The organism is Krasilnikoviella flava, from assembly GCF_900167525.1.
Lineage (GTDB): Bacteria > Actinomycetota > Actinomycetes > Actinomycetales > Cellulomonadaceae > Isoptericola > Isoptericola flavus.
Genome location: NZ_FUZQ01000009.1, coordinates 39,208 through 64,496, shown reverse-complemented (window position 1 = coordinate 64,496; position 25,289 = coordinate 39,208). Strand labels below are relative to the sequence as shown.

At 74.1% G+C, this 25,289-nt stretch carries 25 protein-coding genes; 11 read left to right on the top strand and 14 right to left on the bottom strand.

Annotation, left to right across the window (positions count from 1 at the left end):
- Both B5Y66_RS21825 and B5Y66_RS21820 read right to left on the bottom strand, forming a co-directional pair.
- Entirely contained in the window at positions 1-870 is an 870-nt protein-coding gene (locus B5Y66_RS21825; RefSeq protein ID WP_079576744.1) for a TrmH family RNA methyltransferase, read from the bottom strand.
- Positions 871-909: 39 nt separating this feature from the next.
- A complete protein-coding gene (locus B5Y66_RS21820; protein WP_079576743.1) occupies positions 910-1,932 on the bottom strand; it encodes an AraC family transcriptional regulator in 1,023 nt (340 codons plus the stop codon).
- A 136-nt stretch (positions 1,933-2,068) separates the two neighbouring features.
- Here B5Y66_RS21820 and B5Y66_RS21815 point away from each other — a divergent pair, with 136 nt between their 5' ends.
- Both B5Y66_RS21815 and B5Y66_RS21810 read left to right on the top strand, forming a co-directional pair.
- Positions 2,069-2,737 (top strand): NAD(P)-dependent oxidoreductase, encoded by a 669-nt coding sequence (locus B5Y66_RS21815; RefSeq protein WP_079576742.1) that lies wholly within the window; start codon positions 2,069-2,071, stop codon positions 2,735-2,737.
- 131 nt (positions 2,738-2,868) lie between these two features.
- A complete protein-coding gene (locus tag B5Y66_RS21810) occupies positions 2,869-3,408 on the top strand; it encodes a GNAT family N-acetyltransferase (RefSeq protein ID WP_245807286.1) in 540 nt (179 codons plus the stop codon).
- Between the two features lie 61 nt (positions 3,409-3,469).
- Here B5Y66_RS21810 and B5Y66_RS21805 read toward each other — a convergent pair whose 3' ends face one another.
- From B5Y66_RS21805 to B5Y66_RS21780, 6 genes are all read right to left on the bottom strand, one after another.
- Positions 3,470-5,482, bottom strand: a complete 2,013-nt coding sequence (locus B5Y66_RS21805) for an ABC transporter ATP-binding protein (protein ID WP_079576741.1) — start codon at positions 5,480-5,482, stop codon at positions 3,470-3,472.
- Complete coding sequence (locus tag B5Y66_RS21800; protein WP_079576740.1) at positions 5,479-7,230, bottom strand: ABC transporter ATP-binding protein; 1,752 nt, start codon at positions 7,228-7,230, stop codon at positions 5,479-5,481. The genes B5Y66_RS21805 and B5Y66_RS21800 overlap by 4 nt, the downstream gene beginning before the upstream one ends.
- Positions 7,230-7,973 carry a TetR/AcrR family transcriptional regulator gene (locus tag B5Y66_RS21795; RefSeq protein ID WP_079576739.1) on the bottom strand — a complete coding sequence of 248 codons (744 nt, stop codon included), beginning with the start codon at positions 7,971-7,973 and terminating at the stop codon, positions 7,230-7,232. The genes B5Y66_RS21800 and B5Y66_RS21795 overlap by 1 nt, the downstream gene beginning before the upstream one ends.
- A gap of 186 nt (positions 7,974-8,159) precedes the next feature.
- Entirely contained in the window at positions 8,160-9,353 is a 1,194-nt protein-coding gene (locus B5Y66_RS21790; protein ID WP_245807285.1) for an SPFH domain-containing protein, read from the bottom strand.
- Positions 9,354-9,466: 113 nt separating this feature from the next.
- Positions 9,467-9,946 (bottom strand): NfeD family protein, encoded by a 480-nt coding sequence (locus B5Y66_RS21785; RefSeq protein ID WP_079576737.1) that lies wholly within the window; start codon positions 9,944-9,946, stop codon positions 9,467-9,469.
- Between the two features lie 137 nt (positions 9,947-10,083).
- Positions 10,084-10,881, bottom strand: a complete 798-nt coding sequence (locus B5Y66_RS21780; protein ID WP_079576736.1) for an ABC transporter ATP-binding protein — start codon at positions 10,879-10,881, stop codon at positions 10,084-10,086.
- A gap of 75 nt (positions 10,882-10,956) precedes the next feature.
- Between B5Y66_RS21780 and B5Y66_RS21775 the strand changes: the two genes are divergently transcribed.
- Positions 10,957-11,733: a hypothetical protein gene (locus B5Y66_RS21775; RefSeq protein ID WP_079576735.1), complete on the top strand. Its 777-nt coding sequence runs from the start codon at positions 10,957-10,959 to the stop codon at positions 11,731-11,733.
- A 27-nt stretch (positions 11,734-11,760) separates the two neighbouring features.
- Here the strand turns inward: B5Y66_RS21775 and glgA are convergent, their stop codons facing one another.
- The gene (gene glgA / locus B5Y66_RS21770; protein WP_217700871.1) at positions 11,761-13,068 is read right to left on the bottom strand and encodes a glycogen synthase; all 1,308 of its coding nucleotides are present in this window, start codon (positions 13,066-13,068) and stop codon (positions 11,761-11,763) included.
- A gap of 111 nt (positions 13,069-13,179) precedes the next feature.
- On the opposite strand from glgA, the gene glgC reads away from it, so the two are divergent.
- From glgC to B5Y66_RS21750, 4 genes are read left to right on the top strand one after another with little or no spacing between them, the layout of a single operon-like run.
- A complete protein-coding gene (gene glgC / locus B5Y66_RS21765; RefSeq protein WP_079576734.1) occupies positions 13,180-14,424 on the top strand; it encodes a glucose-1-phosphate adenylyltransferase in 1,245 nt (414 codons plus the stop codon).
- Positions 14,417-15,145: a phosphoserine phosphatase SerB gene (gene serB / locus B5Y66_RS21760; RefSeq protein ID WP_079576733.1), complete on the top strand. Its 729-nt coding sequence runs from the start codon at positions 14,417-14,419 to the stop codon at positions 15,143-15,145. The genes glgC and serB overlap by 8 nt, the downstream gene beginning before the upstream one ends.
- A 55-nt stretch (positions 15,146-15,200) precedes the next feature.
- A complete protein-coding gene (locus B5Y66_RS21755) occupies positions 15,201-16,625 on the top strand; it encodes a purine-cytosine permease family protein (protein WP_079576732.1) in 1,425 nt (474 codons plus the stop codon).
- Positions 16,622-17,188 (top strand): cysteine hydrolase family protein, encoded by a 567-nt coding sequence (locus B5Y66_RS21750; RefSeq protein ID WP_079576731.1) that lies wholly within the window; start codon positions 16,622-16,624, stop codon positions 17,186-17,188. Before B5Y66_RS21755 ends, B5Y66_RS21750 begins: the two co-directional genes overlap by 4 nt.
- 15 nt (positions 17,189-17,203) lie before the next feature.
- Here the strand turns inward: B5Y66_RS21750 and B5Y66_RS21745 are convergent, their stop codons facing one another.
- The 3 genes from B5Y66_RS21745 to fabG are packed head-to-tail and all read right to left on the bottom strand — an operon-like array spanning position 17,204 to position 19,376.
- Positions 17,204-17,752 (bottom strand): SixA phosphatase family protein, encoded by a 549-nt coding sequence (locus tag B5Y66_RS21745; RefSeq protein WP_079576730.1) that lies wholly within the window; start codon positions 17,750-17,752, stop codon positions 17,204-17,206.
- Positions 17,753-17,802: 50 nt separating this feature from the next.
- On the bottom strand, positions 17,803-18,567 hold the full coding sequence (gene fabI, locus B5Y66_RS21740) for an enoyl-ACP reductase FabI (protein WP_079576729.1): 765 nt from the start codon (positions 18,565-18,567) through the stop codon (positions 17,803-17,805).
- A 59-nt stretch (positions 18,568-18,626) separates the two neighbouring features.
- Positions 18,627-19,376 (bottom strand): 3-oxoacyl-ACP reductase FabG, encoded by a 750-nt coding sequence (gene fabG, locus B5Y66_RS21735; protein ID WP_079576728.1) that lies wholly within the window; start codon positions 19,374-19,376, stop codon positions 18,627-18,629.
- A gap of 249 nt (positions 19,377-19,625) precedes the next feature.
- Here fabG and B5Y66_RS21730 point away from each other — a divergent pair, with 249 nt between their 5' ends.
- Genes B5Y66_RS21730 through B5Y66_RS21720 form a run of 3 tightly spaced genes read left to right on the top strand, consistent with a single transcriptional unit; the run spans position 19,626 to position 21,300 of the window.
- Positions 19,626-20,111 carry a DUF3099 domain-containing protein gene (locus B5Y66_RS21730; RefSeq protein WP_079576727.1) on the top strand — a complete coding sequence of 162 codons (486 nt, stop codon included), beginning with the start codon at positions 19,626-19,628 and terminating at the stop codon, positions 20,109-20,111.
- On the top strand, positions 20,111-20,347 hold the full coding sequence (locus B5Y66_RS21725) for a hypothetical protein (protein WP_079576726.1): 237 nt from the start codon (positions 20,111-20,113) through the stop codon (positions 20,345-20,347). The genes B5Y66_RS21730 and B5Y66_RS21725 overlap by 1 nt, the downstream gene beginning before the upstream one ends.
- On the top strand, positions 20,344-21,300 hold the full coding sequence (locus tag B5Y66_RS21720; RefSeq protein WP_079576725.1) for an SURF1 family cytochrome oxidase biogenesis protein: 957 nt from the start codon (positions 20,344-20,346) through the stop codon (positions 21,298-21,300). Before B5Y66_RS21725 ends, B5Y66_RS21720 begins: the two co-directional genes overlap by 4 nt.
- Before the next feature lie 42 nt (positions 21,301-21,342).
- Here the strand turns inward: B5Y66_RS21720 and B5Y66_RS21715 are convergent, their stop codons facing one another.
- Positions 21,343-22,941 carry an ABC-F family ATP-binding cassette domain-containing protein gene (locus B5Y66_RS21715; protein ID WP_079576724.1) on the bottom strand — a complete coding sequence of 533 codons (1,599 nt, stop codon included), beginning with the start codon at positions 22,939-22,941 and terminating at the stop codon, positions 21,343-21,345.
- A 107-nt stretch (positions 22,942-23,048) separates the two neighbouring features.
- On the opposite strand from B5Y66_RS21715, the gene B5Y66_RS21710 reads away from it, so the two are divergent.
- The gene (locus tag B5Y66_RS21710; RefSeq protein ID WP_139821042.1) at positions 23,049-24,530 is read left to right on the top strand and encodes a DUF2809 domain-containing protein; all 1,482 of its coding nucleotides are present in this window, start codon (positions 23,049-23,051) and stop codon (positions 24,528-24,530) included.
- A gap of 15 nt (positions 24,531-24,545) precedes the next feature.
- Here the strand turns inward: B5Y66_RS21710 and B5Y66_RS21705 are convergent, their stop codons facing one another.
- Positions 24,546-25,268 carry a Type 1 glutamine amidotransferase-like domain-containing protein gene (locus B5Y66_RS21705; RefSeq protein WP_245807284.1) on the bottom strand — a complete coding sequence of 241 codons (723 nt, stop codon included), beginning with the start codon at positions 25,266-25,268 and terminating at the stop codon, positions 24,546-24,548.
- Positions 25,269-25,289 lie beyond the last annotated feature (21 nt).

Genomic DNA, 25,289 nt, shown 5'->3' with positions numbered 1-25,289 from the left:
CTACGCGCCCGGCCGGTCCCGCGTCGCCCAGAACGCCACGGCGGACGCCGCGGCGACGTTGAGCGAGTCCACTCCCCCGGCCATCGGGATCCGCACGACGACGTCGGCCGCCGCGACCGCCCCGCGGGAGAGCCCGTCCCCCTCGGTGCCCAGCACCATCGCGAGCCGCTCGGGCGGGTCGGCCACCAGGTCGTCGAGGGAGACGGAGTCGTCGCACAGCGCCAGCGCGGCGACGGTGAAGCCGTCGTCCTGCAGCGCGTGCAGGCCGCCCGGCCAGGACTCCAGCCGCGTCCACGGCACCTGGAACACGGTGCCCATCGAGACCCGGACCGACCGGCGGTAGAGCGGGTCGGAGCAGCTCGGGGAGACGAGCACGGCGTCCACGCCGAGGGCGGCGGCCGAGCGGAAGACCGCCCCGACGTTCGTGTGGTCGACGAGGTCCTCCAGCACCGCGACGCGGCGCGCGCCCGCGCCGCCGCGGGCACCGGCGAGCAGCTCGTGCACGCTCGGCAGCACCGGCCGGTGCATGGCCGCGAGCGCCCCGCGGTGCAGGTGGAAGCCCGTGATCTGCCGCACCACGTCGTCCGCGCCGACGTACACGGGCGCGTCGGGATGGGCGGCGAGCACGTCGGCCATGGAGTCGAGCCACTTGTCGGCCATGAGGAACGACCGCGGCCGGTGCCCGGCCTCGAGGGCGCGGCGGATCACCGAGGACGACTCCGCCATGTAGAGCCCCTCGGCGGGCTCGCGCACGGAGCGGAGCTTCACGTCCTTGAGGTCCGTGTAGTCGTGCAGGCGCGGGTCGGCGGGATCGGTGACGCGGGTGACGCGGGCGTCGTCGACGGCGGCGCCGGGCTCGGGGGTGCTCACCGGGGCATTCTCCCCCGCCCCTCCTCCTGCCCGGGCACCTCAGCGCTCGAGCACTTCCGCCAGGGTGCGCGCCGGGCCGGTCGCGCGCCATGCCCCCGGCGTCGCACCGTGCCTGCGCACGAACGCGCGATGGAACCCCGGCACGGAGTCGTAGCCGACCTGCCGGGCCACGCGTTCGACACTCACGTCCGGGTCGCGCAGCAGCCGCGCGGCGGCGTCCATCCGGCACCCGGCGACGTAGGCCATGGGCGGCTCCCCCACGGTGCGTGCGAACCGTGCGGCGAACACGGTCCGGGACAGGCGCGCGACGGCGGCGAGCGACTCCAGCGTCCACGGGTCCTGCGGCGCCGCGTGCACGGCGCGCAGCACGGGGCCGAGCGCCGGGTCGCGCAGGGCGGCGACCCAGCCCGACGCGGGTTCCTCGGCCTCCAGCCAGCCGCGTACCACGTGCACCAGGAGCACGTCGGCCAGCCTGGCCGTGACGACGTCGGTGCCGGGCCGCGGGTGGCGCACCTCGTGGTCGATGGCGGCGACGACGGCGCGCAGCCAGTCGCCGTCCGGCCCGTCGCCCCCCGCGCCGGGCTCGTCCTCGGCCCCCGGCGCCCGCAGCACCGGCGGTAGGCTCGCCAGCAGTCGGCCGACGCCGGGGTCGGTGAACCCGACCGCCCCGCACACGAGGGTCGCCGGCCGCCCGCCGCCGTCGATCCGCAGCTGCTCGTACCGGTCCGCGACCACCGTGCGGTCGACGTCCCACAGCCCGGTCGCGGGGTCGTCGGCGGCACCGGTGACGGCGTGCCCGGCGCCGTGCGGCACCAGCACGAGGTCGCCGGGGCCGAGGTCGTGCCGCTGGCCCTCGACGTCGACGACGGCGCGACCGTCGAGCAGCAGGTGGAACATCAGGATGCCCGGCAGCGCGGGCATCGCGATGCCCCACGGCTCGGAGAGCCGGCCCGTGGAGCAGAAGACGGCGTCCATCTCCAGGGTGCCGAGCACGTCGGCCCAGGGATCCTCCTGCGGCCTCCCGGCACCGGGGACCGGGAGCAGCGGCGGAGCGTCGGTCATCCCGCCATCCTCCGGCCGCTCCGGACGAACGGTCAAGACTTTCGGATGTCACCACATGGTTCGTCCGGCTCGTCGGCGGAAGTCTGGAGCCAGAGGCCGGGGCCGCACGGGACCCGGCAGGACGAGGAGGATTCCCATGGACGTGCTGGTGGTCGGAGCGACGCGGGGCAGCGGCCTCGCCATCACCCGCGAGCTCGTGGCCGCGGGACACCGCGTGACCGCGTTCGGCCGGACGGCGAGCACCGCGTTCGCCGCGCCGGTCCCCGGGCCGGGGAGCCTGCGGCCCGTCGACGGCGACGCCCTCGACCCCGAGGCGGTGGCCAAGGCCGTCGCGGGGCAGGACGCCGTCGTCGTCACGCTCGGCATCTCGGACAACCCGCTCACCGTGCAGTGGCTGCGCCGATCGAGCACCGCGCCGGACGTGCGCTCGCGCGGCACCGCGAACGTCGTGCGGGCGATGCGAGAGACCGGCGCACGCCGGCTCGTCGTGCAGAGCACGTACGGTCTCGGCGACTCCTGGGCGCACCTGGACCTCACCTGGAAGCTGGTCTTCCGCTTCGTCATCGGCCGCCAGTTCACGGACTCGGGACGCCAGGAGGCGGTGGTGCGCGCGAGCGGGCTCGACTGGACGCTCGTGCGGCCCGTCTCGCTCACCGACGACGCCGTGACCGGGGAGCCCGCGCACGTCACGACCGACGACACCCGGCGCGGGCTCAAGGTCTCCCGCGCCCAGCTCGCACAGGTGCACGCGGCCTCGCTCGCCGACCCCGCGGCCGTCGGCGCCACGCTCAGCGTCTCGGCCTGACGTCCCCAGGACGGCCCGGGCGCCCCTCGCCGGGGCGTCCGGGCCGCGTGCGCACGCCCCACCAGATGCACGGATCGTCCAGCGCGCGGCTCGTCGGCGAGCGTGTCGGGGCGCCGTGCCAGGATCGCGGGGTGACCTCCGACGCGACCCCTCGCCCGGCCTCCGCCGTCGTCGTCCGCGACCGCACGAGCGCCGACCTGCCCGCCCTCGCCGAGGTGCTCGCCGCCCAGCAACCGGCGTCGGGCTACCCGCACCGGTGGCCGCTGCCGTTCCCGGTCGAGGAGTTCGTGGTCCGCCCCGACGAGGAGCGCGCGTGGGTCGCGGAGATCGACGGGGCGGTCGTCGGGCACGTGAGCGTCACCGCCGTGCCGGACGACCGGTTCGGCGCGATCTGGTCGGCCGGGGCGGGACGGCCGGTCCACGAGCTGAGCTGCGTGTCCGTCCTCTTCGTCGGGCCGGAGGCGCAAGGGCGCGGGGTCGGCGGCGCGCTGCTCGACGTCGCCGTGGCGCACGCGCACACCCGGGGCCGCACCCCCGTGCTCGACGTCGACGACCGCGACGGCGTGGCGCACGCCGTGTACCTGCACCGCGGGTGGCGCGTGGTCGGCGAGGCCCGGTTCGACTGGCAGCGCGAAGGGGCGCCGCCCGCCCGGCTGCTCGTGCTGCCCTGACCTGGGTCTCCAGGGCGGCACGTGCGGCCGGGGGACGACGCCCCCTGCACCGGGTGCAGGGTCAGACCCCGGCGGGCCCGGCCACCGCGTCCGCCTCGTCCACGACGGGGGCGCTGAACTGCGACTCGTACAGCCGCGCGTACGCCCCGCCCGCGGCGAGCAGTGTGTCGTGGTCCCCCTGCTCCACGATCTGCCCGTGCTCCATGACGACGATGGCGTCGGCGTCACGGATCGTGGACAGCCGGTGCGCGATGACGAACGACGTGCGGTTCGCCCGCAGCGCGTTCATCGCCTGCTGCACCAGCACCTCGGTGCGCGTGTCCACCGAGCTCGTCGCCTCGTCGAGCACGAGGATCTCCGGGTCGGCGAGGAACGCGCGGGCGATGGTCAGCAGCTGCTTCTCGCCCGCGGACAGCGCCGTCGCCTCGTCGTCCAGCACGGTGGCGTACCCGTCGGGCAGCGTGCGCACGAACGGGTCCACGTGGGTGGCCTCCGTGGCGGCGAGGAAATCCTCCTCGCCCACCGTGGCGTCGTCGCGGACCCCGTACCGCAGGTTCTCCTCGATGGTGCCCTTGAACAGCCACGTGTCCTGCAGCACCATGCCGATCCGCGAGCGCAGGTCGTCCCGCGTCATCTCCCGGGTGTCGACGCCGTCCAACGTGATCCGGCCCGAGCTGACCTCGTAGAACCGCATCAGCAGGTTGACCAGCGTCGTCTTGCCGGCGCCCGTCGGCCCGACGATCGCGATCGTCTGGCCGGGCTCCGCGACGAGGTCGAGGTGCTCGATGAGCGGCGTCTCTGGCTCGTAGGAGAACGAGACGTCCTCGAACGCGACCCGACCCTGCACGTGCCCCAGCCGGCGGGGGTCCGCCGGGTCCGGGTCCTGCTCCGGGGCGTCGAGCAGCTCGAACACCCGCTCGGCCGACGCGACGCCCGACTGCAGCAGGTTCATCATCGACGCGATCTGCGTGAGCGGCTGCGTGAACTGCCGCGAGTACTGGATGAACGCCTGCACGTCGCCCAGCGAGAGCTGGCCGGACGCCACGCGCAGGCCGCCGATCACGGCCACGATCACGTAGTTGAGGTTCGCGAGGAAGCCCATCGACGGCTGCATCGTGCCGGAGATGAACTGCGACTTGCGGGACGCGTCGTACAGCGCCTCGTTCTCCGTGCCGAACGTCGCGGCGGCCGCCTCCTGGCGCCCGTAGACCTTCACCAGGGAGTGCCCGGTGAACATCTCCTCGACGTGCGCGTTGAGCCGGCCCGTGGCCGCCCACTGCGCCACGAACTGGGGCTGCGACCGCTTCGCGATCTGCATGGTGAGGACCACGGACAGCGGCACCGTCACCAGCGCGACGAGCGCCAGCACCCACGAGATCCAGAACATCATCCCGAGCACACCGATCACCGTGAGCACGGAGGTCACGAGCTGCGCGAGCGTCTGCGTCGTCGTCTGCGCCACGTTGTCGATGTCGTTGGTGACGCGCGAGAGGATCTCGCCCTTGGCCTGCTTGTCCACGTAGCTCAGGGGGATGCGGTGCAGCTTGGCCTCGACGTCGTCGCGCAGGCGCCGCATCGTGTTCTGCACCGCGATCGTCATGATCCGCGCCTGCAGCCACCCGAAGAGGAACGCGCCCAGGTAGATGACGAGCACCCACATCAGGATCTGCGCGAGCCGCTCGAAGTCGACGCCCTGCCCGGGCACGAGGCCGGGCATGGACGCCAGCAGGTCGGCCTGGGTGTCGTTGCCCGACTCGCGGAGCCCCGCGACCACCTGGTCCACGGTGGCCCCCTCGGGGAGCGCGCCCCCGACGGCCCCGGCGAAGATGACGTTGGTCGCGTCGCCGAGAATCTTGGGGCCGACGACGGTGAGTGCCACGGACACGATGCCGCACAGGGTGAGCAGGACGACACGCGCCCGCTCGGGTCGCATGACCCCTGCGAACCGGACGAGCGAACCCTTGAAGTTCATCGGCTTGGCGCCGGGGGCGCCGCCCATGCCGCCCATAGGACCGCCGCCTCGGGGACCGCCAGGTCGTGCGCCCGCCGTCGGGGCCTTCCGTTCGGTGCTCATGCCGCCTCCTCGAGGGACATCTGGGAGGAGACGATCTCCTGGTAGGTCTCGTTGTCCGCGAGCAGCCCGGCATGCGTGCCGCGCCCGACGATGCGCCCGTGGTCGAGCACGAGGATCTGGTCCGCGTCACGGATGGTCGCCACCCGCTGGGCGACGACGAGGACGGTCGCGTCCTGCGTGCGGGGCCGCAGCGCGGCGCGGAGCCGCGCGTCGGTGCTGTAGTCGAGCGCAGAGAACGAGTCGTCGAACAGGTACACCCGCGGCCGGCGCACGACGGCGCGCGCGATGGCCAGCCGCTGCCGCTGGCCGCCGGAGAACGTGGCGCCGCCCTGCGCGACGGGCGCCTCGAGCCCCTCGGGGAGCGCCTCGACGAAGTCGCGCGCCTGCGCGATCTCCAGGGCCTGCCACATCTCGTCCTCGGTGGCGTCGCCCTTGCCGTAGCGCAGGTTGTCCGCGACGGTGCCGCTGAACAGGAACGCCTTCTGCGGCACCAGGCCGAGCTGGGACCCGAGGTCCGCCGTCGACAGGTCCCGCACGTCCACGCCGTCCAGCAGCACGCGGCCGCCGGTGACGTCGAAGAGCCGCGGCACGAGATTGAGCAGCGTCGTCTTGCCGGCGCCGGTGGAACCGATGATCGCCGTCACCCGGCCGGGCGAGGCGGTGAACGTCAGGTCGTGGAGCACGGCCTCGTCCGCGCCCGGGTACCGGAACTCGACGCCCTCGAACGTCAGCTCCCCACGCGGGCCCTCGCCGTCCGCCAGGGAGGTGAGGGACACCGGCGCGGCCGGCTCGGTGACCGAGGTCTCGGTCTCGAGCACCTCGGTGATGCGGCCCGCCGCGACGGAGGCGCGCGGCACCATCATCACCATCATCGTCGACATCATGACCGCCATGAGGATGTACATGATGTAGCTGAGGAACGCCATGAGCGCCCCCACCTCCATTTGACCGTTGTCGATGCGCTGGGCGCCGAACCACAGCACGGCGACGCTGGCCGCGTTCATGATGAGCATGACCATCGGGAAGGCCAGCGCCATGAGCTTGCCGGCGTTGAGCGAGGTGTCGTACAGCGCCTCGTTCGTGGCGCCGAAGCGCTCCAGCTCGCGCCGCTCGCGAACGAAGGCGCGCACCACCCGCAGGCCGGTGATCTGCTCGCGCAGGACGCCGTTGATGGCGTCGATCCGCTTCTGCATCGCCTTGAAGTAGGGCACCATCCGCCACATCAGCAGACCCATCGCGATGCCCAGGACGGGCACCACGACGAGCAGCAGCCCGGACAGCTCGACGTCCTCCTGCAGCGCCATGATGACGCCGCCGACCAGCATGATCGGCGCCATCACCATGATGGTGAAGGTCATCAGCACGACCATCATGACCTGCTGGACGTCGTTGGTCGTGCGGGTGATGAGCGACGGGGCGCCGAACTGGCCGAGCTCGCGGGCAGAGAACCCCTGCACGGAGTCGAACAGGTCGCGACGCACGTCGCGGCCCAGCGCGGTGGCGGCACGCGCGCCCAGGAACACCGCGCCGACGGCGCAGACGACCTGGACGAGGCTCACGACGAGCATCCAGCCGCCCACCCGCATGATGTAGGCGGTGTCGCCCGAGACCACGCCGTTGTCGACGATGTCGGCGTTGAGGGAGGGCAGGTAGAGGGAGGCGAGCGTCGCGAGCAGCTGGAGCACCAGCAGCAGGCCGACGGCGCCGGCGTACGGGCGCAGATATCTCCGCGCCAGGGAGACGAGCATCAGGGCTCCTGGGGGTGGGGGGGACGGGGACGCGCCCCGCGGGGAATCTCGGACGCAGTGTTCTCCGGCGCCGTGGCCTCGGGCACGTGTTTATTTCCCTGATCCTCGGCGATACCGTGCACGAGCGCATCGGCGACGACGCGGGGCGACGGGGCGGGAAGCAGCTGGTCGACCCGCGCGTGCGTGCCGGCGATGCTGGCCTCGACCAGGGCCACCGCGACCTCGATCGGCACCCGCAGCCGGTGCTCGTCCGGCTGCAGCACGCCGATCAGGCCCGCGACCGTCGCCTCGCGCTGCTGCTCGCGCTGCTGCGCCAGCTGCGTGCGGAAGTCCTGCACGTGCGTGGGCTCGACCTGGTCGCGGGCCCCGGTGCGGTGGTGCAGCGCGCGCAGCACGCCCATCCAGCGCATGACGTCGGACATGCGCCGGCGGCCGAGCTCGATGACGCGCTCGAGCCGCTCCTCGAGCGGTGCCTCCCGGTCGATGGCCGCCAGCTCGGCACGGGTCTCGACCGGGCCGGAGGCGCGGTGCAGCCCTTCGACCGCCACCGCCCCGATGAGCGTGAGCTTGTCGCCGAACGCCCGGAACAGGGTGCCCTCGGCGATGCCGGCGGCGTCGGCGAGCTCCCGGCTCGTCACGTCGACACCGAACTCGCCGACGAGCGGCAGGACGGCGTCGATGATCGCCGAGCGGCGGTCGTCCGGCGCCATGGGTGCGGCGCGGGCGCCTGACACGGGTGACATGACCGCGAGCCTAAATGAGTGAGCACTCACTCCGCAATTCGTCCGACCCGAGGCCCGCCGTGTCCCACGGCCGAGCCCGCCCCTCTCCCGACACGGCGAGAGGGCCGCCATCCCGGGGATGACGACCCTCTCGCCTGCGATGTGCCGGATCAGCGCCTGATCAGTGCCCGGTCACCTCTGGACCGACTACGGCCGCGGCTCGTCCTCGCCCGGCTCGCCGCCCAGCGTGCGCGGCTGCGCCCCGGGCGCGGGCGGTGCCGTCGGGCCGTCGGCGGGGCGCTGGCCCCGCTCGGCCGACGGGTCGAACGGGGCGCCCGAGCGGGTGCCCGCGCTCGTCGCGTCCGCGGTCGCCGCCTCCGCCTGGCGGCGCGCCTCCGCGAGGGCCTCGCCCGGGTCGGTGAGGGCCGGCTCGCCCAACGACGACGGACGGTGCCGCGGCTCGGCCGCGCCCTCCTGGCCGGAGGGCGGGGTCGGGATGCCCGGCGTGCCGGGCACGCCGCCGAAGCCCTGGGCGATCGATCCGAGGGCAGCGGTGAACTCGGTCGGCACGACCCACAGCTTGGAGGCGGTGCCGTTCGCGATCTGGGGCAGCATCTGCAGGTACTGATAGGCCAGCAGCTTGGGGTCCGCGTCGCCCTGGTGGATGGCGTCGAAGACCTGCAGGATGGCGCGGGCCTCACCCTCGGCCGTGAGGATCGCCGCCTGGGCGTTGCCCTCCGCGCGCAGGATCTGGGACTGCTTCTCACCCTCGGCGGTGAGGATCTGCGACTGCTTGACGCCCTCCGCCGTGAGGATCGTGGCGCGGCGGTCGCGCTCGGCGCGCATCTGCTGCTCCATCGCGCCCTGCACGGAGGCTGGCGGCTCGATCGACTTCAGCTCGACGCGGTTGACGCGCACGCCCCAGCGGCCGGTGGCCTCGTCGAGGACGCCGCGCAGCTGACCGTTGATCTGGTCACGGCTGGTCAGCGTCTGCTCGAGGTCCATCGACCCGACCACGTTGCGCAGCGTGGTGACGGTGAGCTGCTCGATACCGGTGATGTAGTTCGCGATCTCGTAGACCGCGGACTTGGGCTCCGTCACCTGGAAGTAGATGACCGTGTCGATGCTCACCACGAGGTTGTCGCTCGTGATCACGGGCTGCGGCGGGAAGGAGACGACCTGCTCGCGCAGGTCCACGCCCGCGCGGATGCGGTCGACGAACGGCACCAGCAGGTGCAGCCCGGGCTCGAAGGTCTTGTTGTAGCGGCCCAGGCGCTCGACGATCAGCGCCGTCGCCTGGGGAACGATGCGCACGGCCTTGACCAGCGCGACGATCAGCACGATCGCCAGGATGAGGAGCACCACGTAGAGCACGATGGTGCCGGGCTCGGTATCGGACACGTCGGTCCTTTCTGTCGACACTGTCGACACTGTCGACATCGGACGGTTCCGCCGGTCGCCCGGCGGGTCGTGCAGGATCGGCCCGGGCGGACGTGCCGTCGGACCGTCGGGCGTCAGGCCGAGTGCTCGGGCTGCTCGTGCGTCGTCGCCACCGGCGCGACCACCGCGGTGGCCCCTTCGATCCGCACCACGCGCACCTCCGCGCCGACCGGGACGCGCCCGGTGGAGTTCGGGATGCCGTCGTCCTCGAGGCGGGCGCTCCAGACCTCGCCCTGCAGCTTGACGCGGCCACCGGTCTCGGTGACCTCGGCCAGGACGACCGCCATCCGGCCGACCTGGCCCGCCGCGTTCGTCTCGACCAGCGGCATGCGCTGGCGCAGGTGGCGCAACAGCCACGGACGGAGCGTGAAGAGCAGCAGCGCGGACACGACGCACGCGACCACGATCTGGAGCCAGAGCTCGCCGCCGGCGGCGGCCGTGACGGCCCCGCCGAGGGCGCCGCCCGCGAGCATGATGAGCACCAGGTCGAGCGAGAGCATCTCGATCGCGGCGAGCAGCAGCGCGCCTCCGACCCACCACAGCCAGGAGTCCATGGCAACCTCTCCCCCGGGTCCCTCACGGGACCGTTCCTCAACCGGGACGCCGATTCCGGGACTGCTCCGGGAACCGACTTCCCGCCACGACGTTTTGCACAGACTTTACCAAGTCCTCGCCGGTGCGGGAAGCCGTTTCAGCGACCGGCGGGTCGCGCCGCGCGGGCCAGCCAGCGGCCCCCGCCGTGGGCCACCATGAGGGGCGTCCCGAAGGCCTGGGAGAGGTTGTCCGCGGTGAGCACCTCGTGGATCGGGCCCGCAGCCTGGATGCCACCACGGTTCATGAGCATCAGGTGCGTGAACCCGGGCGGGATCTCCTCGACGTGGTGCGTGACGAGCACCAGGACCGGCGACGCCGGGTCCGCCGCGAGCTCGGACAGCGCGCCGACCAGCTCCTCGCGCCCGGCGAGGTCGAGGCCAGCGGCGGGCTCGTCCAGCAGCAGGATCTCCGGGTCGGTCATGAGCGAGCGGGCGATCTGCACGCGCTTGCGCTCCCCCTCGGACAGGGTGCCGTAGTAGCGGTCCACCAGGTCCGCCACGTCGAACGCCGCGAGCAGGTCCTTGGCGCGCTGCTCGTCGAACTCCTCGTACGTCTCCTGCCAGCGCCCCGTCACCCCGTAGGCGGCCGTGAGCACGACGTCGCGCACGGTCTCGTGGCCCGGGATGCGGTCGGCGAGCGCCGCGGAGGCGAAGCCGATCCGCGGGCGCAGCTCGAAGACGTCGACCCGGCCCAGCCGCTCCCCCAGGAGCTCGGCCGTGCCCGCGGTCGGGTGCGAGCGCGCGGCGAGGATCTGCAGCAAGGTCGTCTTGCCGGCCCCGTTGGGGCCCAGGACCACCCAGCGCTCGCCCTCGTTCACCTGCCAGTGCACGCCGTCGAGGATGGTGGTGGTGCCGCGTCGTACGGTGACGCCCTGCAGGTCGAGAACCGCGCTCATGAGGCCCGACCCTACCCGAGCCGGACAGTCGGACCGGCCTGCGTCCGGGCCGGTCGGGCGTCTACCCTGAGGCCCGTGGAGACCGACCCGACCGCGCTGCCCCGCAGCGTCGTGCTGGCGCTCTGGCTCGCCACCGACGGCGCCGCCCCCGGCGTCGTGGTGCGCAGCGTGCAGGGCGACGACGAGCCGCACGGCGTCGTCGGGCTGCCCGGCCGCGTCGACGACGAGGCCGACGCCGGCCTGCGCGACCTCGTCGGCACGTGGCTCGACGGCCCGCGCGAGGTCTGCGCCCTGCTGCCGGCCCCCGGCGACCTCGGCGGCGTGCCCGCCGAGGTGAGCGCCGGGGCGACCGACGCCGGAGAGTGCGTCGTCGTCACCACGCCCGCCGGCTCGTGGGCCGCGGTGCCCGCCGTCACGGCGTTCGGCAGCGCGCTGGAGCCGGGCCACCTCGTGGCCTGGCAGGTGCGGCCGGTGCCGGCGTGGTCGACGCACGTCGTCGGCACTCTCGGCTCGCTCGCCGACGCCGAGCGGGAGCTGCGCACCAGCCTCGTCACCGCGACCGACGCGCTCGACGCGCTCGACGTCGCCCGGTGGCGCGACGACGCCTCCGACGCGATCGAGCGCCTGCGCGGCGGCAGCACGGACGCCTGGCCGGTGCCCGCGCTGGACGGGCGCCGGGCTCGCGTGCTGCAGCTCGCGACCCGCCTGCTGGCGATCGTCGGCCTCGCGACCGTCGACGAGGGCGGCGCCGTGAACCTGTGGCAGTCCGACCAGCGGGCGACCGCCCTGCGCGAGGTGGAGCGCACGGCACGGCACGCGCTCAGCGCGGCCACGTACGGCACCGTCCGCTGACGGACCGCGCCGCCGGGCGCCGACGGCTCAGCCCGCGAGCACCTCGCGGTACACGTCGAGCGTGCGCTCGGCCACGGCGTCCCAGGAGAACAGGTCCTCGGCCCGGCGACGGCCCGCCTCGCCCATCGCCGCCGCTCTCGCGGAGTCGTCGAGCGCCCGGCCGAGGGCGTCCGCCAGGTCCGTCTCGAAGCGCTCCGGGTCCAGGGGCGTGCCGGTGCCGTCGTCCGCCTGCTCGATCGGCACCAGGGCGCCCGTGACACCGTCGTCGACCACCTCCGGGATCCCGCCGGTCGCCGTGCCGACCACGGGCAGCCCCACGGCCATCGCCTCGAGGTTGACGATCCCCAGCGGCTCGTACACCGAGGGGCACACGAAGACCGTGCTCGCCGCGAGCACGGCCACCAGGTGCGGGCGCGGCAGCATCTGCTCGATCCACACCACGCCCGCCTCGGCGCCGGTGCCGCCGGGACCCGCGTCGCCCGTGCCGCCCCGCGCGCGGCGCAGGTCGGCGACCAGGCCACGCACCTCCGCCAGGAGCTCGTCCGTGTCGGGGGCGCCCGCGCACAGCACGACCTGCACCTCGCGCGGCAGCCGGGCCGCGGCCCGCAGGAGGAAGGGCAGCCCCTTCTGCCGGGTGATCCGCCCGACGAACACCACGGCCGGGCGCTCCGGGTCGATCCCGAGGTCGCGGACCACGCGCTCGGACGCAGGGTCCCCGGCCGCCGGGCGGCGCCAGCCGGCGAGGTCGATCCCGTTGTGCACCACGTGCACCCGCGCCGGGTCGAGCTCCGGGTAGACGCGCAGGATGTCGGCCCGCATGCCCGCCGACACGGCGATCACGCCCGCCGCGCCCAGGTACGCCGTGCGCTCCGCCCACGACGAGAGCGCGTACCCGCCGCCGAGCTGCTCGGCCTTCCAGGGGCGCAGCGGCTCGAGCGAGTGCGCCGTCACGACGTGCGGCACGTCGTGGAGCAGCCCGCCGAGGTGCCCGGCCAGGTTGGCGTACCAGGTGTGCGAGTGCAGGACGTCGGCCCCACCGACGTCCTGCGCCATCGCCAGGTCCACACCGAACGTGCCGAGCGCGGCGTTGGCGCCGGCGAGCTCGCCGGGCACGCCGTAGCCCGCGACCCCCGTCTCCGCGACGTCGCCCGGGCGCGGTCCGTCGAAGCAGCGCACCCGCACGTCGACGTGCCGGCGCAGCACGGCCGACAGCTCCTCCACGTGCACGCCCGCACCCCCGTAGACGTGGGGCGGGTACTCGCGGGTCAGCAGGTCGACCCTCGTCGGGACGGGTCCGGTCGGGGTGCCCTGCGCAGGGCTCTCGGGCGTGCTCACGCGGCCAACCTAGCCGCGACGGGGCACGGCCGGGGGCCGAGGCGCGGACCGCGCGGAAACTCCCGGGGCGGGTCGCGGGCGCGGGCCGCCACGACGCCCTAGGGTCGTGGCATGGCGTCGACCCATCCCCGCGTGCTCGCGATCGTCCTCGCCGGGGGCGAGGGCAAACGCCTCATGCCGCTCACCGCGCACCGCGCCAAGCCGGCCGTCCCGTTCGGGGGCATCTACCGGCTCGTCGACTTCGCGCTGTCCAACATCATCAACTCCCACTACCTGCACGTCGTCGTGCTGACCCAGTACAAGTCGCACTCGCTGGACCGGCACATCTCGAAGACGTGGCGGATGTCGTCGTTGCTCGGCAACTACGTGTCGTCCGTGCCCGCGCAGCAGCGGGTGGGCAAGCACTGGTACCTCGGGTCCGCGGACGCCATCTACCAGTGCCTCAACATCATCGACGACGAGCGGCCCGACATCGTCGTCGTGGTCGGCGCCGACCACGTGTACCGGATGGACTTCTCCCAGATGGTCGAGTCGCACGTCGCCTCGGGCGCCCGCGCCACGGTGGCGGCCATCCGGCAGCCGATCGCCATGGCCGACCAGTTCGGGGTCATCGAGGTGGACCGCGAGGACCCGACGCGGATCAGCGAGTTCCTCGAGAAGCCCGAGAGCCCCGTGGGGCTGCCGGACTCCCCCACCGAGGTGCTCGCGTCCATGGGCAACTACGTGTTCGACGCCGACGCGCTCGTCGAGGCGGTCACGCAGGACTCGGCCGACCCGGACTCCCGGCACGACATGGGCGGCGACATCATCCCGGCGTTCGTCGCCGACGGCACCGCGGGCGTGTACGACTTCATCCGCAACGAGATCCCCGGCTCCACCGACCGCGACCGGGACTACTGGCGCGACGTCGGCACCATCGACGCCTACTTCGAGGCCAACACCGACCTCATCGCCGTGCAGCCGGTGTTCAACCTCTACAACCAGGACTGGCCGCTGCTCACGGGGTACACCGGCCTGCCGCCCGCCAAGTTCGTGCACGCCGGGCCGGGGCGCCTGGGTCACGCGGCCGACTCGATCGTCTCGCCTGGTGTCCTCATCTCCGGCGCGACCGTCGCAGGGTCCATCCTGTCCCCGGGCGCGCACCTGCACTCCTGGGCCACCGTCACGGACGCCGTCGTGATGGACAACGTCCAGGTGGAGCGGCACGCCCAGGTCCACCGCGCCATCCTCGACAAGAACGTGGTGGTGAGCGAACGGGCTCGGGTCGGCGTCGACCACGACGAGGACCGGGCCCGCGGCTTCACCGTCTCCGAGTCGGGGATCACCGTCGTCCCGAAGGGCACCGTCGTTGCTTGAACCCGCCCCCCGCACCGCCCCCGACCTCGTCGAGGGCGCCGAGGCCCCGCACCGTCGCCTCGTCGTCACCGACGTCGACTCGACGTTCATCACCGCCGAGGTGATCGAGCTGCTCGCCGACCACTCCGGCACCCGCGCGCAGGTCGCCGAGGTGACCGAGCGTGCGATGCGCGGCGAGCTGGACTTCGCCGGCTCCCTGCGCGAGCGCGTCGCCACCCTGCGCGGCGTCCCGGTCGAGGCCCTGACCGCGGTGCGCGAGGCCGTCGTCCTCACGCCCGGCGCGGCCGACCTCGTCAGCGAGGTGCAGCGGCGCGGCTGGGAGTTCGGGCTCGTCTCGGGCGGCTTCGCGGAGATCCTCGGCCCGATCGCGGGCGCGCTCGGCATCGGGCGCTGGCGCGCCAACCGCCTCGAGATCGCCGACGGCGTGCTCACCGGCCGCACCGTGGGCACGGTCGTCGACCGCGCCGACAAGGCCGCCACCCTGCGCCGCTGGGCGGCCGAGTGCGGGCTCGAGATGGTCGACACGGTCGCCGTCGGGGACGGCGCGAACGACCTCGACATGATCGACGCCGCCGGCATCGGCATCGCCTTCGCGGCCAAGCCGCTCGTGCGCGCGCAGGCGCCGTTCAGCGTGGACGGCCCCCGGCTCGACGACGTCCTCGACGTCATCGACGCGGTGGACGCCGCCGCCGGCCGCACGTCCACGACGCGGCGCCCGTAGCCCCGACGCCGTCCAGGCGTAGCGCCGAGCGCCGCGGAGGGCCAGGATCGGTCCCATGGCGACGACGGTCGAGACCAACGCCCTCAACGTGATCGACGAGTCCGAGCGGCACGGACGCCCGCGGGACCTGTTCTGGCCGTGGTTCGCGGCCAACGTCTCCGTGCTCGGCCTGGGCTACGGCGCGTACCTGCTGGCGTTCGGCGTGTCGTTCTGGCAGGCCGTGATGGTGGGCACGATCGGCATCGTGGCGTCGTTCCTGGCCTGCGGGTTCATCTCGCTCGCGGGCCGACGCGGCTCGGCTCCCACCATGGTGCTCAGCCGGGCGGCCTTCGGCGTCGACGGCAACCGGCTGCCGTCCCTGCTGTCCTGGATCCTCACGGTGGGCTGGGAGACGGTGCTGGTCGCCCTCGCGACGCTCGCCACCGCGACGGTGCTCGGAACCCTCGGCTGGGGCGGCGGCACCGTGACGCAGGTCGTGACGCTCGCCGTCGTCGCGCTGGTCGTGGTGGCCGCGGGGGTCTTCGGCTTCCAGCTCGTGATGCGGCTGCAGCGGGTCATCACCGTCCTGACGGCGGTGCTCACGGTGATCTACGTCGTCCTGGTCGCGGGGCACGTGGACTGGGCGACGGTCGCGGCGATCCCGCCCGGGCAGGCGCCGCAGGTGATCGGCGGGCTGGTCTTCATGATGACCGGCTTCGGCCTCGGCTGGGTGAACATGGCCGCCGACTACTCGCGCTACCTGCCGCGCACCGCCTCCGGGCCGGGCGTCGTCGGCTGGACGACGTTCGGCGCGTCCCTGCCGCCCGTGCTGCTGCTGATCGCGGGGCTCCTGCTCGCCGGCTCGGACCCCGCGCTCGCCGACGCGATCGGCGCCGACCCGATCGGCGCGCTGGCCGTGCTGCTGCCGGAGTGGTTCCTGATCCCCTTCATGGTGGTGGCTCTCGCCGGGCTGATCGGCGGGGCCGCGCTCGACATCTACTCCTCCGGCCTCGCGCTGCTGTCGCTGGGCCTGCCGGCCCCGCGCTGGGTGGCCGCGGCGATCGACGGGGTCCTCATGGTGCTCGGCGCGACCTACGTCGTCTTCGTCGCCGACGACTTCTTCGGCCCGTTCCAGGGCTTCCTCATCACGCTCGGCGTGCCGATCGCCGCCTGGTGCGGGGTGCTGCTCGCGGACATCGCGCTGCGCCGCCGGGACTACGCGGACGCCGAGCTCGCCGACCGGCGAGGGCGCTACGGCAGCGTGCGGTGGTCGGCAGTGCTGCTCGTCGTGGCCGGCACGGCGATCGGCTGGGGGCTCGTCACCAACACGTACGCCGGGTGGTTGTCCTGGCAGGGCTACCTGCTGGGGCCGCTCGGCCTCGGCGGGCGCGACGGGCAGTGGGCCGGAGCGAACCTCGGGGTGCTGGTGGCGCTCGCGCTGGGGCTGCTGGGCACGTTCGTCCTGTCCGCGCGGGCCGTGCGCCGCCAGGAGGCGGCGTGAGCGCCGGGGCGCCGGCGGCGGGCGGCGCCGCGCTGGTCGTCGTCGACATGCAGGTCGTCTTCGCGCAGCCCGGCAGCCCGTGGGCCGCCCCGGGCTTCGCGGCGGCCGCCGCGAAGCTGCGCCGGCTGCTGCCCGCGTTCGCGGGCCGGACCGTCTGGACGCGCTACGTGGCACCCGCGACCCCGCAGGGCGCGTGGCGGGAGTACTTCGCGCAGTGGCCGTTCGCCCTGGTGCCCGCCGACGACCCGCTCTACGGCTTCGCGGACGGGCTGGACCCTGCCGGTGCCCCGGTCGTCGCGGCGACGACGTTCGGCAAGTGGGGGGCCGAGCTCGACGCGGCGACCGGACACGCCGCAGAGCTGGTGGTGGCCGGCGTCTCGACCGACTGCTGCGTGCTGTCCACCGTGCTCCCGGCCGCCGACGCCGGGCGGCGGGTGCGGGTGGTGGCGGACGCGTGCGCCGGGGCGAGCGAGGCCGACCACGCGCGGGCGCTCGACGCGATGCGGCTCTACGCGCCGCTGGTGGAGGTCACCTCGGTCGACGAGGTGCTCGCCACGGCCTGACGGCCGGCAGAACGCTCAGGACGGACGGCCGACGTGCACGAGCCGGGCACCGTCCCGGCCCCACGCGGCCCACGGCTCCGCCGACTCCAGCACCGAGTAGGTGGCCGTCGGGACGCCGACGCGCACCTGGGCGACGGCCGCGGCGTCGGACCCGTCGCCCGCGAGGTAGGCCGCCGTCGCCGCCATGGTCGGTTCGTGCCCGACGACGAGGACGGTGCGCGCCGACGCGTCGACCTCCCGCAGGAGGCCCAGGACGTCGCGCACGCTCGCCTCGTAGAGCTCGTCGCGCACCTCGAGGGCGGTGTCGGCGGCGCCGTCGAGGTGCGCCGAGGCCAGGTCCCAGGTCTGCCGGGTGCGCAGCGCGGACGACACCAGCGCGACCGCGGGCCGCAGGCCGGCGGCGGTCAGCGCCATCCCGACCCGGCTCGCCTGCTTGCGCCCGTTCAGCGCCAGGGGGCGCCGGTCGTCGGAGAGGGCGCCCTTGCCGGGCTCGGCCTTGGCATGACGCAACAGCACGAGCCGCCAGGTCGGCGTGTCGCCCTCGTCCTGCGTTACCGCTCTCATGCGCTCCGTCCCACAGGTCCGTCCGGGGGCCCGATCCGGGCCCCGGCCCGTCACTGACCCATCGCGTGCACACCACCGTCGACGTGGACGATCTCACCGGTCGTGGCGGGGAACCAGTCCGAGAGGAGCGCCACGACGGCGCGCGCAGCCGGCTCCGCCGTCGTCTGGTCCCAGCCCAGCGGGGCCCGCTGCGGCCAGGCGTCCTCCATGGTCGCGAAACCCGGGATGGACTTCGCGGCCGTGGTACGGATGGGCCCGGCGGAGACGAGGTTACACCGGATGCCGTGCGGGCCGAGGTCGCGGGCCAGGTACCGGTTGGCCGACTCCAGGCCGGCCTTCGCCACGCCCATCCAGTCGTAGACCGGCCACGCGAACGTGGCGTCGAAGGTGAGCCCCACGTAGGCGCCGCCGGACATCAGCGGGCGTGCCGCCTCGATGAGCGACTTGTACGAGAACGTGGAGACCTGCAGGGCCGTCGCGACGTCGTCCCACTCGGCGCCCAGGAAGTTGCCGCCCATCACGGACTGCGGGGCGAAGCCGATCGAGTGCACGACGCCGTCGATACCGTCCACGTGCTCCTTGACCCGCTCCGGGAGGGCGGCGAGGTCCTCCTCGCTGGTCACGTCCAGCTCGACCACCGGCGCCGCGACCGGCAGGCGCTTGGCGAAGGCCTGCGTCAGCTTCATCTGGCGGCCGAAGGAGGTGAGGACGACCTCGGCACCCTCCTCCTGGGCGAGGCGGGCGGCGTGGAACGCGATCGAGCTGTCCGTGAGGACGCCGGTGATGAGGAGCTTCTTGCCGTCGAGCAGAGCCATGATGACCTTCCGGTTGTGCTGAGAGTGGGCGTAGCGAGGGTGGCGACGGGGCAGGCCGCTCAGTGGCCCATGCCGAGGCCGCCGTCGACGGGGATGACGGCGCCGGAGACGTACGCCGCGGCGTCCGAGGCGAGGAACTCGACGACGCCCGCGACCTCGTCGGTCGAGGCGAACCGGCCCGCGGGGATGGACGCCTTGTACTGCTTCTGCGTCGCCTCGGGCAGGGCAGCGGTCATGTCGGTCTCGACGAAGCCCGGCGCCACGACGTTCGCCGTGATGCCCCGGCCGCCGAGCTCGCGGGTGATCGACCGCGCCATGCCGACGAGGGCCGCCTTGGAGGACGAGTAGTTGACCTGCCCGGGGCCGCCGTACAGGCCGACGACCGACCCGACGAGCACGATGCGGCCCCTGCGCGCCCGGATCATGCCCTTCGACGCGCGGCGCACACAGCGGAACGTGCCCGTGAGGTTGACGTCGAGCACCGTCTCGAACTCCTCGTCGCTCATGCGCATGAGGAGCTGGTCGCGCGTGACGCCCGCGTTGGCGACGAGCACCTCGACCGGGCCGAGGTCGGACTCGATGCCGGCGAACGCGGCGTCGACGGCCGCGCTGTCGGTGACGTCCGCGACGTAGCCGTGCACCCCGGTGGGCAGGTCGCCGCCCCGGTAGAGCGTAGCGACGGTGTCACCGGAGGCGACGAAGCGCTCGGCGATGGTGCGGCCGATGCCGCGCGCCGCGCCGGTCACGACGACGACCCGGCCCGTGGGGGCGGTACCGGCGGCGGGCTGGGGGGCGGGGACGTCGGTCACGTGTTCTCCTCGGCGGGCGTGGGTGGCGGTCGTGGGTGGCGCTGGCGGGGTCGGCGGTCATGCCGCGGTGGTGCAGGGCGCGCAGGCGCTCGGGCGGCGGCCGACGCCCTGGTGACGGTACCCCGACCCGGCGGCCACGCAGGGTCGCGGCGCCTCACACGTGCACCCGGCGGTTTGTCGGATACCTACAAGGCGAGGTCCGCGACGGCCGGGTCCCGGGGGCTCCGTACGCCGCCTTAGACTGGCCGGGTGAGCAACGCCCGCGCGGCCTCGCCCGGTCCGCGCCCCTCCGGGAACCACCGTCACGGCGGCGACCGCGGTACCGAGGTCCCCTCGATCACCAGCGCCCCGGAGCCGCTGGAGGAGGACCAGGCGCGCCGCACGCACCGCTACCTCCTGCAGATGGGCATCCGGGTGATCTGCTTCCTCGGTGCGATCGCCGTCGGCGACACGTGGGTGCGGTGGGTCCTGGTCGTCGCCGCCGTCGTCCTGCCGTACTCCGCGGTCCTGTTCGCCAACGCGGGGCGCGACCGCGTCACCTACGACACGTCGCCCATGGTCGACGTCGCGCCCACCGCGCTCCCCGCCCCCGACCCGGGCCCGGGCCCGCACGACCAGGAGCACCCCGAGAAGTCCGGGCCCGCGACGTCCGGGCCCGAGACCTACGACGGCCCGCACCGCGTGGTGGAGCACCAGGACGACCCTGCCGACGAGAACCGTGGAGGAGACCGCTGATGGACGTGCTCGGCACGAACGCCGACCCGGTGGCGGGCGAGCTGATCTGCTCCGCCAAGGGCTGCCGCGCCGAGGCCGCGTGGGGTCTGCTGTGGAACAACCCGCGGCTGCACACCCCGGAGCGGCGCAAGGTGTGGCTCGCGTGCGACGACCACCGCGAGCATCTCGAGCAGTTCCTCGGCGCGCGCTCGTTCTGGAAGCAGACCGTCCCCGTCGCGGAGCTCGATCGCGCGTGACCGCCGACCACCCCGCTCCGCGCTCCCCCGAGGGCCCCGCCGCGTCGCGCACCCGCCGGCAGTGGATCACCCTCGGCCTGGGCGCCGTGCTCCTGGCGGCGCTGTGCGTCCTGGCCGCCGTGTGGCAGTGGCACCGCTACACCTGGCGCGAGGCGCAGATCGCGCTCGTGGAGACCAACTACACCGCTACGCCCGACGCCCTCGACGAGCTCCTGCCGGAGCCCGGGGCCGTGCTGCCCGCCGACGCCGAGTGGCGACCGGCGGTGGCCACCGGCACGTACCGGCCGCAGGACACGGCGCTGCTGCGCAACCGTCCCGTCGGGGGCCAGCCCGGCTTCCACGTGCTGGTGCCGTTCGAGACCACCGGCGCCGACGGGCAGCCGATCGTCCTCGTCGTCGACCGGGGGTTCGTGCCGCTCGGCGAGGACGCCAGCGGCCCGTCCTCCGTGCCCGACCCACCGGCCGGTGAGGTCGAGGTGACGATGACGATGCGCCCCGACGAGCCCGCGTCGTCCCGCGGCACGCCGGCGGGCCAGGTGCAGGCCATCAACACCGCCCAGGTGCTCGCCGCCGGCGCGGACGGCACGGCGTGGGCCGAGGGCGCCACGGTCGGCGGGTACGGGCAGCTGCGCAGCGAGGACCCGGCGGCCGCGACGACCCCGGGCGCGCTCCCGGAGCCGGACACCGACCCGGGGTCGCACCTCAGCTACGCGGTGCAGTGGTGCATCTTCGCGCTCGGTGCGTTGGGCGGCTACATCGTGCTGTGGCGGCGCGAGACCCGGCCGGTGCAGGTCACGGCCGGCGAGCTGCTCGCCGCGCACGAGGGCCCCGACCCCGACGGCTCCGGGCCGGGCCGTCCGGGCGCCGCCGTGCGCCCCCAGCGTCCCCGCCGGCAGCGGGTGGACGAGGACTACGAGGACGCCCTGCTCGACGCGGCCGAGCACGACCGCTGACCGCCCCCGAGGCCGGCGCCCGCCGGTCGCGGGCGAGGCGCCTCAGGCGAGGGTCACCAGCTCCGCGTACTCCGCGGACCACAGGTCCTCGTCGCCGTCGGGCAGCAGCAGTACCCGCTCCGGGTTGAGCGCCTCGACGGCGCCGTCGTCGTGGGTGACCATCACGACCGCGCCCTCGTAGGTGTCCAGCGCGCCGAGGATCTCGGCGCGCGACGCGGGGTCGAGGTTGTTCGTCGGCTCGTCGAGCAGCAGCACGTTCGCGCTGGACACGACGAGCGTCGCGAGGGCCAGGCGGGTCTTCTCCCCGCCGGACAGCACGCTCGCCGGCTTCTCGGCGTCGTCCCCGCTGAACAGGAACGAGCCGAGGACCGAGCGCACCTGGGTGTCGGTGAGGTCGGGCGCGGAGTGCCGCAGGTTCTCGACGACGGTGGCGTCCATGTCCAGGGTGTCGTGCTCCTGGGCGTAGTAGCCGATCTTCAGCCCGTGCCCCGGCACGACGCGGCCGGTGTCCGGCTCCTCCACGCCGCCGAGGATGCGCAGCAGCGTCGTCTTGCCGGCACCGTTGAGGCCGAGGATGACCACCCGGGAGCCGCGGTCGATCGCCAGGTCGACACCCGCGAACACCTCCTGGGACCCGTAGCTCTTCGACAGCTCGGTGGCCGTGAGCGGCGTGCGGCCGCACGGGGCCGGCTTCGGGAACCGCAGGTGCGCCACCTTGTCCGCGCGCCGCTCCCCCTCCAGGCCGGACAGCATGCGCTCCGCGCGCTTCATCATGTTCTGCGCGGCCGTGGCCTTGGTGGCCTTCGCGCGCATCTTGTCCGCCTGGGCGAGCAGCACGCCGGCCTTCTTCTCGGCGTTCGCCCGCTCGCGGCGCCGCCGGCGCTCGTCCTGCTCGCGCTGCTCGAGGTAGGCGTCCCAACCGAGGTTGTACTGGTCCAGCTCGCCCCGGTTGGCGTCCAGGTGGAACACCTTGTTCACCGTCGCGCGCAGCAGGTCGACGTCGTGGCTGATCACGACGAACCCGCCGCTGTAGGACTTGAGGTAGTCGCGCAGCCAGACGATCGAGTCGGCGTCGAGGTGGTTGGTCGGCTCGTCGAGGAGCAGGGTGTCGACGCCGGAGAAGAGGATCCGGGCCAGCTCGATGCGGCGGCGCTGGCCGCCGGACAGCGTGTTCAGGGGCTGCGCCAGGACGCGGTCGTCGAGCCCGAGGTTGCTGGTGATGCGGTGCGCCTCCGACTCGGCGGCGTACCCGCCGGCCGCGAGGAAGCGCGACTCGAGCTTGGGGTAGCGCTCGAGGGCGGCGGCCTGCGTGTCGGCGTCGGCCGAGGCCATGAGGCCCTCGGTCTCGCGCATCTGCGTGACGATGTGGTCCAGCCCGCGGGCGCTGAGCACGCGGTCCATCGCCACGACGTCGAGGTCGCCCGTGCGCGGGTCCTGCGGCAGGTAGCCGATGTCGGTACCCCGCGTGATCTGCCCGGCAGCGGGCAGCGTCTCGCCCGCGAGCGTCTTGGTGAGGGTCGTCTTGCCCGCGCCGTTGCGTCCGACGAGACCGATGCGGTCGCCCGGGGCGATGCGGAACGTGGCCTCGTGCAGCAGGGTGCGGGCGCCGAAGCGCAGCTCGACGCCGTGGGCGGTGATCAAGGCAGGGGTGTCCTTCGACAAAGGGGGTGGGATTCCTCGGCGAGTCTAGTGCTCCGGGCCCGATCCCACGACGACATAGGTCACACCCCGGTCGGTAAGGTTCCCGCGTGACACGCGCCCCCCGCCCGGTGACGGCGGCCCTCGCCGTCGTCGTGGTCCTCGCCGGCCTCGGTGGCCGGGCCCTGCTCCCGGCCACGATCGGCGCCCCGCTCGGGGACGCCCTCTACGCGACCCTCGTCGTGCTGCTCGTCGCGCTGGTCGTCCCGCGCACCCGCCCCGTCGTGGCCGCCGCGGTCGGGCTCGTCGTCTGCGGGGCGATCGAGGCGGCGCAGCTCACCGACGTCCCCGCCCAGGTGGTCGAGCGGTTCCCGCTCGCGCGGTACGTGCTCGGCACGACGTTCGTGCCCGAGGACCTGGCCTGGTACGCCGCCGGGGCCGTGGCCGGCGGGGTGCTGCTCACGCTCGTCCGCCCCCGCGCCCGGGGGGTGGACCTCTCGCTGCGGCACGTGCGGGCCGACGCCCGGCCCCGACGGCGCGGCGCGCGGGTGGCGGTCCCCGTCGTCCTCGTCGTCACGCTGGTCGCGGCCGGCGGCACCCTCGCCTGGGTGCTGCGCTCGGAGACCCAGGACCTGTCCGCGCGGCTCGTCGTCGCGCAGGACGCGCTGGACAACTCCGCAGACCGGGTGGCCGACGCCGACGTCCGCACCGACCTCGCGGCGACGATCGACGACGCCCGCGCGCTGCTCGACGCGACCCCGGTCCTGGACCGGCTTCCCGGCGACGCCCCAGCCCTCGGCACGCGGCTCGACGGCGACGTCGCCGCCGTGCAGGCCTCGCGCCTCGTCTTCGCCCGCGCGCAGGCCGCCGAGTCGCGCGACGCGCTCGCCCCGGTGGCACGCCGCGCGGGTCGGGTGCTGGCCGCGACCGACGAGCTCGCCGAGAGCGGGCAGGACGCCGGCGAGACGTTGCGCGCCTCGTCGCGCGACGCCCTCGGGACCGCCGACGAGCTGACCTCCGAGACCCAGGACGACCAGCTCGCCGCGGCGTCCCTCACGGACCTCGAGGCCACCGCGTCGGACCTGTCCACGCTGCGCGACGACCTGGCGGACGCGACCCAGGCCCTCATGACCGCGCAGGACGCCGTCGTCTGCCCGGAACCCGACCAGGTGTGGTTCCCGGAGGCCGGGAAGATCGCGGCGAAGAAGCTCGCGCCGATCCCGTGGGCGCCGCAGTACTCCGTGCGCGCGGACGTCCTGGACGGGTTGGTGGCGCTCGACGCCGCCTACCGGGCAGAGTTCGGCCAGCACCTCACCGTGAACTCCGCCTACCGGAGCTACGACCAGCAGGTCGAGGTGTACAACCCGGACGACCCGAACCCGCTGGCCGCCCCGCCCGGCTGCTCCAACCACGGCCTGGGCACCGCGGTCGACATCTCCATGGGCCCCGAAGGGTTCGACGGCGCGCGCTACGCCTGGCTGAAGGAGCGCGCCGAGCGGCACGGCTGGACCCACCCCGACTGGGCGGAGCCGGACGGGCGCCTGCCGGAGCCGTGGCACTGGCAGGCGGTCGAGACGCCGACGGAGTACTGACCGCGCCGGCCTACGTCACGACCCGGTGAGCCGGCGCACGTCGAGCGGGACCTCCCGCGCGCCGTCGCCGTCCCGCTCGACGCGCAGGACGGGGCGGCCGGGGCGCTCGCACACGGCCTCGACGGGCACGCCGTCGACGAACCGCAGCGCCGCGTACTCGTCGACCGCGTGCCCCTCCGGGAGCGCCCCGGAGGCCACCCAGCCGAGATAGGCCTCGCGCCGCTCGGCCTCGCCCAGGTAGTGCGGGCAGGCGCTGCCGGGCAGGAAGCCCAGGCCGTCGTCGAGGGGCGCGAGCGGGCCGAACGAGTCCGTCGACGAGGCGTCGAACCAGCAGTTCATCCCCGCGCTGATGCCCGCGAGGACCGTGCCGTTCGCCGCGGCCTCCGCGAGGATGCCGGGCAGCCCGTGGCGGCGCCACACGACGAGCAGGTTGGCCGTCGAACCGCCGCCGACGTACACGACGTCCTGCTCGAGCAGCACCCGCGGGTCGGCGTAGCCCCAGGGCTCGCGGCAGAACAGCGACAGCACCGAGGTCTCGGCGCGGCCGGCGAACGCCTCGGTGAACCGCTGGGAGTACCCGCCGTCGTCTCCGCTGGCGGTCGGGACGAAGCACACCTTCGGCACGTCCTTGCCGGTGAGGTCGAGCAGATGGTCGTCGATCGCCGACGAGCCGTCGTCCGACATGGAGAAGCCGCCGCCGCCGAGGGTGAGCACCGTTCCGGTCATCGTCGTGAACATGGCCGCACCCTAGGCAACCGG

What these genes read in the sequence shown, in the direction of transcription:
- B5Y66_RS21820 (WP_079576743.1), bottom strand. Translation starts at nt 1,932, where the DNA reads ATGACCGACGCTCCGCCGCTGCTCCCGGTCCCCGGTGCCGGGAGGCCG.
- B5Y66_RS21815 (WP_079576742.1), top strand. Translation starts at nt 2,069, where the DNA reads ATGGACGTGCTGGTGGTCGGAGCGACGCGGGGCAGCGGCCTCGCCATC.
- B5Y66_RS21805 (WP_079576741.1), bottom strand. Translation starts at nt 5,482, where the DNA reads ATGAGCACCGAACGGAAGGCCCCGACGGCGGGCGCACGACCTGGCGGT.
- B5Y66_RS21800 (WP_079576740.1), bottom strand. Translation starts at nt 7,230, where the DNA reads ATGCTCGTCTCCCTGGCGCGGAGATATCTGCGCCCGTACGCCGGCGCC.
- B5Y66_RS21795 (WP_079576739.1), bottom strand. Translation starts at nt 7,973, where the DNA reads ATGTCACCCGTGTCAGGCGCCCGCGCCGCACCCATGGCGCCGGACGAC.
- B5Y66_RS21785 (WP_079576737.1), bottom strand. Translation starts at nt 9,946, where the DNA reads ATGGACTCCTGGCTGTGGTGGGTCGGAGGCGCGCTGCTGCTCGCCGCG.
- B5Y66_RS21780 (WP_079576736.1), bottom strand. Translation starts at nt 10,881, where the DNA reads ATGAGCGCGGTTCTCGACCTGCAGGGCGTCACCGTACGACGCGGCACC.
- glgC (WP_079576734.1), top strand. Translation starts at nt 13,180, where the DNA reads ATGGCGTCGACCCATCCCCGCGTGCTCGCGATCGTCCTCGCCGGGGGC.
- B5Y66_RS21755 (WP_079576732.1), top strand. Translation starts at nt 15,201, where the DNA reads ATGGCGACGACGGTCGAGACCAACGCCCTCAACGTGATCGACGAGTCC.
- B5Y66_RS21745 (WP_079576730.1), bottom strand. Translation starts at nt 17,752, where the DNA reads ATGAGAGCGGTAACGCAGGACGAGGGCGACACGCCGACCTGGCGGCTC.
- fabI (WP_079576729.1), bottom strand. Translation starts at nt 18,567, where the DNA reads ATGGCTCTGCTCGACGGCAAGAAGCTCCTCATCACCGGCGTCCTCACG.
- B5Y66_RS21725 (WP_079576726.1), top strand. Translation starts at nt 20,111, where the DNA reads ATGGACGTGCTCGGCACGAACGCCGACCCGGTGGCGGGCGAGCTGATC.
- B5Y66_RS21705 (WP_245807284.1), bottom strand. Translation starts at nt 25,268, where the DNA reads ATGTTCACGACGATGACCGGAACGGTGCTCACCCTCGGCGGCGGCGGC.